The sequence below is a fragment of the Methylobacterium sp. B4 genome, assembly GCF_003201865.1.
GTDB lineage: Bacteria > Pseudomonadota > Alphaproteobacteria > Rhizobiales > Beijerinckiaceae > Methylobacterium.
Genome location: NZ_QJJJ01000043.1, coordinates 1 through 10,411 on the forward strand (window position 1 = coordinate 1; position 10,411 = coordinate 10,411).

Here is a 10,411-nt window from a genome sequence, read left to right on the forward strand (position 1 = left end):
GGTCTCTCGGGTTCGAGGTTGGTCGTCGCAACCCGACCCTACCCGGCAACCGCCGATGACCACCCCTCAGCTACACCACCATCCGGGACACGACCCTTCATGCCAGCCTAGGTTGCGCGACTCGTGAGGAGCGGGACGCGCTACTCGAGACCGTTCGGCAGATGGAGGAAGCTCTCGCGCGTCCCTTACGTGCTGCCAACCCACAGGTGGCTCACCCGCATGGAAGAGCGGGTGCTTCGGGCGATCCGCTCAACGTTTCCGCACATCGTGCATCGCGAGCGAGCCATAGTGGCGGTCTACGCCCTCGCTGACGTTGCCCCGCGAAAGAAGACGCCCGACGTCTACATGACGTAGATCCGGGCCAAGTTGCGGAGCGCTGGCACCAGCAATGAGATCGAGACAGTCTGGCGCCGCGGCTGGCGCCTCAACGCTGTCAACCATGAGATCGTCCGCGCCGCGACATGCGAGGCGGCCTTGATGCTTCGCTGCGAGGATTGCGATTATGCGGATGACCCGAGCGCCAATCCTTCGCCGGGAGAAGGCGGCCCCGGCTGTGACTGTGAGGCTGCAAAACCGGGCGCGGCTTTGAAGCGACCCGCGTGCCCCAATGGGACGGCCGCCCCGTAGCGAGCATTGGCAGCGGAGATTGGCTCGTCGTCGGCGACGAAGCGTTGTGCGAGCGGTGCAGCCACGAAACCGCGACAGAGGAGGCGGCCACAACGTCGAGGACAAAGCGATCGGCGAGGACGGCATGACGCTGGCCGATTGGGACGTCGTTGATCCCGAGCGCACCGCCGAATACCGCGCAGAGCAGCAGGACGAAGACCCCACCACCTCCGTGTCGCTTCACCCCGGAGATTTAGGTCTCGGAGGCGGGGAATGAGCGTAGGCTTACAAAACCAGATGCTCTGGTCAACGGAGGATCAGGGCCACGGTCTCAGTCAGACGCTCCTGCACGCTGTGCGTACCGCAGGCGATCCGCGAGGCGAGCCTTCTCTAAACGCTCTTCCTGCGTCTCACGGATACCCTCGGCCTCTGCTGGCGCTCCGATGTTTGGGTTTGTTCGCGCAGCCGTAGCGGCGATGATGCTGCTGACACGTTGCAATTGCTGCCAGCCCTGCGCTGCGACATCGTTGATTTCACCGTTTTCGCCGCCGACAACGTGAACTGTCGTGATGACATCAAGGGTCCCGGCGGTACTTATTGAAAATGTGACGGCCCAGTTTGGCAATTCTCCGGAGCCGATATTAGACCTTGCAATTTTCTTCAGTCTGATCCTAGGCCGATTTATCATAATTTATCTACTAGCTCACATGGGCTTTCGTTCAGTCTAGCTGCTGGCGATCCCGCCAACAACGTATGCCTCCGGCAAATGCTTTTTCAGGCGTCCTGTTCCGACAAGCGATCGGCACCAAAGCGGAACGCGCACTTAAGAGCCCCCGTCGCCCTCGACCCTCACCCCCGAACCCACCCGTTGATCCCCCATGATGAGGGTGCGTCTGGCGCTGAGAGGATGACGGCGGGTGAGTTGGCGTATTTGTCGTGGCGAGGCGCGTCATCAGGCCTAGCTTTCAGCGACTTGTCATCCATCGGATAGGTTGGATGGGAGCGCGCTGCTGCTGCCGTCCTCGCATCCGGCCCGGCCACTTTACCAGGCGTCCGGATAGCGTGCGGGACGATTTGGTGCGGGTGTAAAACGCCATGCTCTTGCAAAGAACGCGCTCGATGACGCCGCGAAGCGCGAGAACGTGTCAGCCCGCTCACTCACGCTGTATGCCGCCGCCGAAGAGTGCGAGCAGGCCATCCCGGCGATCGGGTTTCTCCTCGCCACCCATCCGGCCGGGCGGCTCACACGACATGATGGCGGACCTCAACCGGGCTCGCGAGCAGGGGATGAAGGAGCGCGGGCGATGAGCGCGACCAACATCGACCCGCTGAGCCGGGACACCGGCTTCATGCCCCTGGTAGCCCTCCGGTACTGCCTCGGACGCCGAAGCACGCGCCGAGCCTCTGCTGCGATTGGCTTCCCAGGCACTGGCACATGCTGTCTGAGCAGGATCGCGAGAGCATCCTGCGCGACATCGGCCGCCGCCTCGACGACTGCCGGCGCCGAGGCGATCCCGGAACGATCCCAGGTTGGGACGTCGACCGGCTGACATGGGAGCGCATGGCCGAGTGGATCGCCCAGGCCGAAGCTGCCTCGACCCAACGAGGCAGGCAGGCCGAGCATCGCGCTTGCCGTGACGCACCAAGTCGAGCTCGGGCTCTGCCAGAAGGACGTGATCGGCGAATGGGATCGGCCCAACGCAGAGGCACGCACCCGAATCGCCCGGGCCATCACAGACGGCGCCTGGGTCTGGGATCGGGGCCTCGTCTGAAATCACATCGACGGCACGATCCTGCGCAAGCCGACGTCGAAGGCGAATGGCAACGAGGTCGCCGAGCACGATCTTAGCCGCTATCCCAAACGGCTCGCCGAATTGCCCATACGCGGGATTGGCACCCTGGTGCGCGATGAACGCTTCGGTCTCCCGTGGAGGCGTCTGCACTTTAGCCGCACCTTACGCGAGATCGCACGCACCTGCCGCTGGCCGGACGGCATCTTAAACATGGACAGCAGGGCGGGGGCGATCAGCGAGGCATTCGAGCCCGGAGCCGCGCCGGCCGACGTAATGCGCACAGCCATGCACACGCAAATGTCGGCGACGATGCTCTATCACCGGGGTCGGTGGTTCAGTCGGGCCGCGTGGCCGAGCTACGAACGACGCGGCGAAAGGCGAAGCCCGGATTCTGCAAACACCCCAGGAACAACGGCGGTAACACGTCTTCGCCGAAGAGTACTTGAGTGTTTGAAAAGATTGGCTCCCCGAGCAGGACTCGAACCTGCGACAAAGCGATTAACAGTCGCTTGCTCTACCAACTGAGCTATCGGGGATCACCCGGCCGCCTCGGCGGCGCTGGCGGGTCATTAGCCGTCAGCGATTGCGGGCGCAAGGGTCCTGGCGAAGGTTTTTGCGCCTTTGCGCTCGACGCGGCGGTCGGGCTCTCTCGGTGCCCCTGCGAAACCGCATCTTATGCCCGCTCTTATGTCGAACGCACGACAAGACCGTTGCCGAGCGGGCAGAGCCTCTGCTAGAGACGCCTCGCTCCGGAGCGACCGCCCGGCCCGGAGCGTCGCGCCTCGGCGCGGCGAGGCCTCGTGGCGGAGTGGTTACGCAGAGGACTGCAAATCCTTGCACCCCGGTTCGATTCCGGGCGAGGCCTCCAAAAATTCCCGGCAGTGCCGGACCTCCTCCATCATCGCTCGTGACGACAGGCCGGAATTCGCCGCGATAGCGCGGGACGTCCGTCAGCCTTAGCCTTGCAATTCCGAGGGCGATCCACGACAACGCGCCCGCTCGCATCGGCGCCGCTCGACGGGCGGGCTGAAGGACGGTCTGGCGCAGCGGCGAGGGATGGACGGCTCATGCTCGATTATGCCCAGGCGCGGCGCCTCATGGTCGATTGTCAGCTCCGGACCTTCGACGTGAACGACGTCGCGGTGCTCGATGCCTTCGACTCCGTTCCGCGGGAGCGCTTCGTGCCTCCGGGCCGCACAGATTTCGCCTATATCGATCAGACGCTAACCTTCGACACCGAAGCGGACGGGGCCCACGCGATGCCCGCGCCGATGGTGCTGGCCCGCATGATCCAGGCCCTCAAGGTCCGTCCCGGCCTGCGCGTCCTCGACGTCGCCACCGGCTACGGCTACGGCGCGGCCATCCTGCAGCGTCTCGGGGCGGAGGTCGTCGCCCTCGAATCGACCCCCGAACTCGCGGATGCCGCGCGCGAGCGCCTGGGCGGTGGGGTCGAGGTGATTCACGGCGCGCTGAATGCGCCGGTGAAGGGCGAGCTCTTCGACGCGATTCTCGTCGAGGGCCGCGTCGAGACACGGCCGCAGGCCCTGCTCGACCTGCTGCGCGACGACGGACGACTCGTCTGCGTGTTCGGCCCCCATCGCAATGCCAAGGCGACCCTGTTCGTGCGGGCGGGCGATGCCTTCGGATCGCGCGCGCTTTTCGACGCTTCGTTACCGGGCCTGAAAGCGTTCGCGACCGAACCCGGCTTCGCCTTTTAAAGAACACGCCACGACGGCTTCAGTCACGCAGCGTCCGGCCAGAGTCTTGCCGGCCGAGGCGGAGGCTTTTCGCGCCGTTCGCCAAGACGCGCCCCGCCGCCGAGAGCGGCGGGGCGCCTTCGGCACACAATTTCGCGGGCATGGATCAAGCGGGGCCGGGTGTCGCTTTTTTGAGCCACCCACCGGCAATCCACCATCGCAGTGCGGTAACCCCTGTCACCGGCGCCATAAGCTCGGCTACTCTTCCGCTTGAGGCGGGCTGGCCATCCCGGCGCACGAACGTGCGAACGACGGTCACGTCGCGACCCTTGCGGAGCGGATCGTTCGACGGGCGTCCTTGGGCGGACCGGAAGACGACCGACCGGGTCGGACGCGACGGTGCGGCGGGACGGCAAATCGAGAAACCGCAAGGGCTGATCGACGTGAAAGAACGCAACCTTGCGGCGCGGTCCGCGCTTCGGCTGGCTGGCGCCGTCGCTTCGGTGCTGGCTGTCGCAAGTCCGGCTGATGCCGAGACCCTCGAGAGCGCGCTGTCGCGCGCCTATCAGGCGAACCCGGCCCTCAACGCGGCGCGGGCCAACCTGCGCGCGACCGATGAGGACGTGAACCGCTTCCAGGCCGGCTACCGGCCCAACGCCGCGATCTCGGCCGATATCGGCATCCAGCAGTTCCAGGGTAAGATCGGTGGCATCGGCACGAGCGGCCCGATCAACCTTCTCACCCGCCCGGGCGGCGCCGGCCTGACCATCAACCAGAACGTCTTCGACGGGTTTCAGACCGACAACCGAGTCCGTTCGGCCGAATCGACCGTGCTCAGCACGCGCGAGGGCCTGCGCCAGACCGAGATGAACACGCTGTTCAACGCGGCCCAGGCCTATATGAACGTGCTGAGCGACACGGCGACGCTCGAATTGCAGCGCAACAACGTCGAGGTTCTTGAGGAGCAGCTCCGCCAGACCCGCGACCGCTTCAACGTCGGCGAGGTGACCCGCACCGACGTGGCCCAGGCCGAAGCACGCCTTGCCGGCGCCCGTTCCCAAGTCAGCGCCGCGGAGGCCGCCCTGCGCGCCTCGATCGGCATCTATCGGCAGATCGTCGGCGTCGAGCCGCGCCAGCTCGCCCCCGGGCGCCCCCTCGACCGCTACGTGCCGGCCTCGCTGGATCAGGCCATCCTCATCGGCCTCAAGGAGCATCCGCAGATCCTCGCCTCCTTCCACGCGGTGGACGTGGCGGAGTTGCAGGTGAAGGTGGCCGAGGGCGCGCTCTACCCGCAGGCGCAGATCACCGGCGCGGTGCAGCAGCGCTACGATCAGCAGTTTTCCGGCGATAACGGCGTGACCGCCTCGATCGTCGGGCGGGTCAACATCCCGCTCTACCAGGGCGGCGGCGAGTACGCGGTGATCCGCCAGGCCAAGGAGAATGCCGGGCGCGCCCGCCTCATCGCCGAGCAGGACCGCGACACCATCCGCGCCTCCATCGTCCGCACCTGGGGCAATCTCGAAGCCTCGAAGGCGCAGGTGATCGCCTCCCAGGCGCAGGTCCAGGCCAACGAAGTGGCGCTGAACGGCGTGCGCGAGGAGGCCCGGGTCGGCCAGCGCACCACCCTCGACGTGCTGAACGCGCAGCAGGAACTGCTCTCGGCCCGCGTCGCCCTGATCCGCGCCCAGCGCGACCGGGTCGTGAACTCCTACGACGTGGTGCAGGCCGTCGGCCGGCTCACGGTCCGCTTCACCAGCCTGCCGGTGACGCCCTACAGCGCCCGCGAACACCTCGATCAGGTCCGCGATCTCTGGTTCGGCGTGCGCACGCCCGACGGGCGCTGAGGAGCGCCCGCGCCCGGAACTTTCCTGTTGGCCGGCGCGGGATCATGGTTGATGCGGGACGAGATGATGAAATAGTTCGTTAACCGTTTCGTCGTCTTGTCAATCGTCACCGAGTATCGTCCAGATGAGCGCAGCGAGCCCGAAGGTTCAGGACAAGTCGCAGGAGCCCTCCATGGAGGAGATCCTGGCTTCGATCCGCCGCATCATCGCCGACGACCAAGCGCCCAAGCCGGTCGAGGCCGAGGCTCCTCCGCCGCCCCCGCCCGCCCAGGACGACGACGTGCTCGACCTCGCCGAGGTGGCCGCGCCCCTGCGCAAGGCCGAGCCCGTCGATTTCGACATGCCCGAGATCGACTTCCGGATGCCGGAATTCGACCCCGGGCCGGAGCCCGAACCCACCTTCGAGCCGCCGCCGAAGCCCGAGCCGGCCTTCGTGCCCGAGCCGGAGCCGGCGCCCGCCCCGAAGGCCGCCGAGCGCATCCGCGCGGCGGTTGAGGAGCAGGTGAGCGAGCGGCTCGTCTCCTCGCACACGGTCGAAAGCGTGGGGCAGAACTTTCATCTTCTGGCCCAGACGGTCCTCTCGCAGAACGCCCGCACCCTGGAGGATCTGGTCCAGGACATGCTGCGGCCGATGCTGAAGGGCTGGCTCGACGAGAATCTGCCGCACATGGTCGAGCGGCTCGTGCGCGCGGAAATCGAGCGGGTCGCCCGCGGGCGCTGAGCCGTGCCCCGGCGGGTGACGGTTGACGGGGACACCGCCCCGGGCCGATAGCGGCGGCATCTTCCCGAAGACGCCGCACGCCTGAAAAGCCCGCCCCGCCCATGATGGACAAGATCTTCGACCCCGCCGCCGTCGAGGCGCGCGTCTCTACGGCCTGGGACGAGGCCCAGGCCTTCCGCGCCGGCCGCCCCGAGCGGGCCGGCGCCGAGCCATTCAGCATCGTGATCCCGCCGCCGAACGTGACGGGCTCGCTGCATATGGGCCACGCGCTCAACAACACCATCCAGGACATCCTCGTCCGCTTCGAGCGGATGCGCGGGCGCGACGTGCTGTGGCAGCCGGGCACGGATCATGCCGGCATCGCCACGCAGATGGTCGTCGAGCGCAAGCTCGCCGAGACGCAGCAGCCCGGCCGACGCGAACTCGGCCGCGAGGAGTTCCTGCGCCGGGTTTGGGCCTGGAAAGAGGAATCCGGCGGCACCATCATCGGCCAGCTCAAGCGGCTCGGCGCCTCCTGCGACTGGTCGCGGGAGCGCTTCACCATGGACGAGGGCCTGAGCCGCGCCGTGCTCAAGACCTTCGTCGATCTGCATGCGCAGGGGCTGATCTACCGCGACAAGCGCCTCGTGAACTGGGACCCGAAGTTCCAGACCGCGATCTCGGATCTCGAAGTGCAGCAGATCGAGGTGAAGGGCCATCTCTGGCACTTCGACTACCCCGTCGTGGACGAGGCCGGCGCCCCGACCGGCGCGGTCATCACCGTGGCGACCACCCGTCCCGAGACGATGCTGGGCGACACTGCGGTGGCGGTCCACCCGGACGACGAGCGCTACCGCGACCTCGTCGGCCGCCGCGTGCGCCTGCCGCTCGTCAACCGGCTGATCCCGATCGTCGCCGACAGCTATTCCGACCCGGAGAAGGGCACCGGCGCGGTCAAGATCACGCCAGCCCACGACTTCAACGACTTCGAGGTCGGGCGCCGCCAGGGCTGCCGGCCGATCAACGTGCTCGACCCGGAGGCGCGGATTCAGCTCGCCGGCAATGCCGACTTCCTCGACGGCGCCGAGCCGGAGGACGCCGCGCTGGCGCTCGACGGCCTCGACCGCTTCGAGGCGCGCAAGCGCGTCGTGGAGTTGATGGAGGAGCGCGGCCTCTTGCGCGCGGTCGAGCCCAACACCCACGCCGTGCCGCACGGCGACCGCTCGGGCGTGGTGATCGAGCCGTATCTGACCGACCAGTGGTACGTGAACGTCAAGCCGCTGGCCGAGCGGGCGCTCCAGGCCGTGCGCGATCGCCAGACGAAGTTCGTCCCCGAGAACTACGAAAAGATCTTCTTCCAGTGGCTGGAGAACATCGAGCCGTGGTGCGTCTCGCGTCAGCTCTGGTGGGGCCATCAGATCCCGGTCTGGTACGACGGGGACGGCGGTGTCTTCGTCGCCGAGAGCGAGGCCGAGGCCGCGGCCCAGGCCAGGGCCAAGCACGGCACGGACGTCGCGCTGACCCGTGACCCGGACGTGCTCGACACGTGGTTCTCCTCCGCGCTCTGGCCGTTCTCCACGCTCGGCTGGCCGGACAAGACCCCGGAACTCGCCCGCTTCTACCCCACCAACACCCTGGTGACGGGCAAGGACATCATCTTCTTCTGGGTCGCCCGGATGATGATGATGGGCCTGCACCTCACCGACCGGGCGCCCTTCGAGACGGTCTACCTGCACACCCTCGTCCGTGACGAGAAGGGTGCCAAGATGTCGAAGTCGAAGGGCAACGTGGTCGATCCGGTCGATCTCATCGACCGTTTCGGCGCCGACGCCCTGCGCTTCACCCTGGCCGCGCTCGCCGCCCCCGGCCGCGACATCAAGCTCGGGGCCCAGCGAGTCGAAGGCTACCGCAACTTCGCGACCAAGCTCTGGAACGCGGCCCGCTTCGCCGAGATGAACGGCTGCGAACTCAAGGCCGACTTCCGGCCCGAAGCCGTGCGCGAAACGCTGAATCGCTGGGCGCTCACCGAGGCCGCCAAGGCGGTGGCCGAGGTGGCGCAGGGCATCACGGTCTACCGCTTCAACGATGCGGCGGCGGCCGCCTACCGCTTCGTCTGGAACGTGTTCTGCGACTGGTACCTGGAGTTGGCCAAGCCCGTCCTGCAGGGGGAGGGCGTCGATCCGGCCGCGCGCGCCGAGACGCAGGCGACGATCGCCTTCCTGATCGACCAGATCGCCAAGCTCCTGCACCCGTTCATGCCCTTCCTCACGGAGGAGCTGTGGGCGATCAAGGGGCAGGCGCTGCCCGAGTCGCGCGGCCTGCTCACGCTCGAATCCTGGCCGGACCTCTCGGCCTATGCCGACGCGCAGGCCGAGGCCGAGATCGGCTGGCTGGTCGATCTGATCTCCGAGGTGCGCTCGGCCCGCTCCGAGACGAACGTGCCGGCCGGCGCGCAGGTGCCGCTGGTTCTGGTCGGCGCCGACGCGAACGTGCGCGCCCGCGTCGATCGCTGGAGCGAGACGCTGACCCGGCTCGCGCGCCTGTCCGAGATCGGCTTCACGGAGGCCGCCCCGAAGAACTCGGTGCAACTCCTCGTGCGCGGCAGCGTCGCCGCGCTGCCGTTGGAGGGCATCGTCGATCTTGCGGCGGAAGTCGCGCGCCTGAAGAAGGAAGCGGGCAAGGCGAAGTCCGAGATCGCCAAGATCGAAGGCAAGCTCGGCAATGCCGACTTCCTCGCCCGCGCCCCCGAGGAGGTGGTCGACGAGCAGCGCGAGCGCCGGGATGCGGAGGCCGCGCGGCTGGCCAAGATCGAGGAAGCGCTGGTCCGCCTGAGCGACGCGTGAGGCTGTGGCGGCGGCTCGGCGCGCTCGTCGCCGGGCTCGCCGTCGCGCTCACGGCGCTCACCCTCTGGACGGCGCGGCCGGGCGATCCGGCGCTCTATCCCGCCTCCGGCCCCGAGGCCGTCACCGTGCTCCTCGTCAGCCACGGCTGGCATTCCGGCCTCGTCCTGCCGCGCGATCGGCTGACGGGGGAGGGCGCGGGCGCAGCCTTGCGCAGCATCGCCACGCGCTTTCGCGCCTACGGCGACCTGGAATTCGGCTGGGGCGAGGCCCGCTTCTACCGGGCGACGCCCACCTTGCAGGCTTTCGACGGGCGGCTGGCCCTCGAAGCCCTGTTCACCCCCGGCGGCAGCGACGGCGTGATCCAAGTGGTCGGCCTCGAACGCCCCGCCCGCGAGAGCTTTCCGCAGGCCGATATCGTGCCGGTCCGGATCTCGCGCGAGGGCCTCGCCCGGCTTCTGGCGCGGCTCGATACCGGCTTCCGCCTCGGCGACGGCCAGCCCGTGGCGCTGGGGCCGGGGCTCTACGGGCCGAGCCTGTTCTACGCGGGTGAGGGGCGCTTCTCCTACGCCAACCTCTGCAACCACTGGGCCGCCGACCTGCTCAATGCGGCGGGCCTGCCGGTGACACCGGTGCTGGACACGCATCCGCTGGGGCTCATCGCCGATCTGCGCTGGCGGGCCGGCGCGCGGGCGTTGGAACGGCCCGACCTGTCCAAACCGTAATCTTCGCGCCATCCGGCGGTCAGGCGGGACAGCCTAGATCTTCGCTCACGGCACCGCCGCCCTTCGCCCGGCCTCCTGTCCGGCGCGCGAGGGCAGCACGCCCCAGCGATCGATCCTCGGAGATTTCCATGACCCTGACTGTCCGCCGCCGCGCCATCGCCTCCGTCGCCGCAGCCGCCCTCGTCGCGGGCGGCGCGGCCGGGTTC

The 10,411-nt window shown here is 67.9% G+C and carries 7 protein-coding genes and 2 tRNA genes; 8 read left to right on the forward strand and 1 reads right to left on the reverse strand.

Translation table 11 applies throughout. From position 1 onward, the window contains the following. Positions 1–751: 751 nt before the first annotated feature. Together BY998_RS25135 and BY998_RS24585 are read left to right on the forward strand one after the other, a co-directional pair. Entirely contained in the window at positions 752–883 is a 132-nt protein-coding gene (locus tag BY998_RS25135; RefSeq protein WP_280952932.1) for a hypothetical protein, read from the forward strand. Positions 884–2,240: 1,357 nt separating this feature from the next. Then, positions 2,241–2,378 (forward strand): hypothetical protein, encoded by a 138-nt coding sequence (locus BY998_RS24585; RefSeq protein WP_181425610.1) that lies wholly within the window; start codon positions 2,241–2,243, stop codon positions 2,376–2,378. Between the two features lie 481 nt (positions 2,379–2,859). Here the strand turns inward: BY998_RS24585 and BY998_RS23535 are convergent. Continuing rightward, positions 2,860–2,935, reverse strand: a tRNA-Asn gene (locus tag BY998_RS23535). A gap of 258 nt (positions 2,936–3,193) precedes the next feature. On the opposite strand from BY998_RS23535, the gene BY998_RS23540 reads away from it, so the two are divergent. From BY998_RS23540 to BY998_RS23565, 6 genes are all read left to right on the forward strand, one after another. Next, positions 3,194–3,267: transfer RNA gene (locus BY998_RS23540), tRNA-Cys, on the forward strand. 199 nt (positions 3,268–3,466) lie between these two features. Further along, complete coding sequence (locus tag BY998_RS23545) at positions 3,467–4,117, forward strand: protein-L-isoaspartate O-methyltransferase (protein WP_110354112.1); 651 nt, start codon at positions 3,467–3,469, stop codon at positions 4,115–4,117. Between the two features lie 395 nt (positions 4,118–4,512). After that, positions 4,513–5,940 (forward strand): TolC family outer membrane protein, encoded by a 1,428-nt coding sequence (locus BY998_RS23550; RefSeq protein ID WP_110354115.1) that lies wholly within the window; start codon positions 4,513–4,515, stop codon positions 5,938–5,940. 124 nt (positions 5,941–6,064) lie between these two features. Next, the gene (locus BY998_RS25140; protein ID WP_181425611.1) at positions 6,065–6,661 is read left to right on the forward strand and encodes a DUF2497 domain-containing protein; all 597 of its coding nucleotides are present in this window, start codon (positions 6,065–6,067) and stop codon (positions 6,659–6,661) included. Between the two features lie 101 nt (positions 6,662–6,762). After that, on the forward strand, positions 6,763–9,483 hold the full coding sequence (locus BY998_RS23560) for a valine--tRNA ligase (RefSeq protein WP_110354113.1): 2,721 nt from the start codon (positions 6,763–6,765) through the stop codon (positions 9,481–9,483). After that, complete coding sequence (locus BY998_RS23565; RefSeq protein ID WP_110354114.1) at positions 9,480–10,205, forward strand: DUF2459 domain-containing protein; 726 nt, start codon at positions 9,480–9,482, stop codon at positions 10,203–10,205. The genes BY998_RS23560 and BY998_RS23565 overlap by 4 nt, the downstream gene beginning before the upstream one ends. Positions 10,206–10,411: the final 206 nt, after the last annotated feature.

What these genes read in the sequence shown, in the direction of transcription:
- BY998_RS25135 (WP_280952932.1), top strand. Translation starts at nt 752, where the DNA reads ATGACGCTGGCCGATTGGGACGTCGTTGATCCCGAGCGCACCGCCGAA.
- BY998_RS25140 (WP_181425611.1), top strand. Translation starts at nt 6,065, where the DNA reads ATGAGCGCAGCGAGCCCGAAGGTTCAGGACAAGTCGCAGGAGCCCTCC.
- BY998_RS23560 (WP_110354113.1), top strand. Translation starts at nt 6,763, where the DNA reads ATGATGGACAAGATCTTCGACCCCGCCGCCGTCGAGGCGCGCGTCTCT.
- BY998_RS23545 (WP_110354112.1), top strand. Translation starts at nt 3,467, where the DNA reads ATGCTCGATTATGCCCAGGCGCGGCGCCTCATGGTCGATTGTCAGCTC.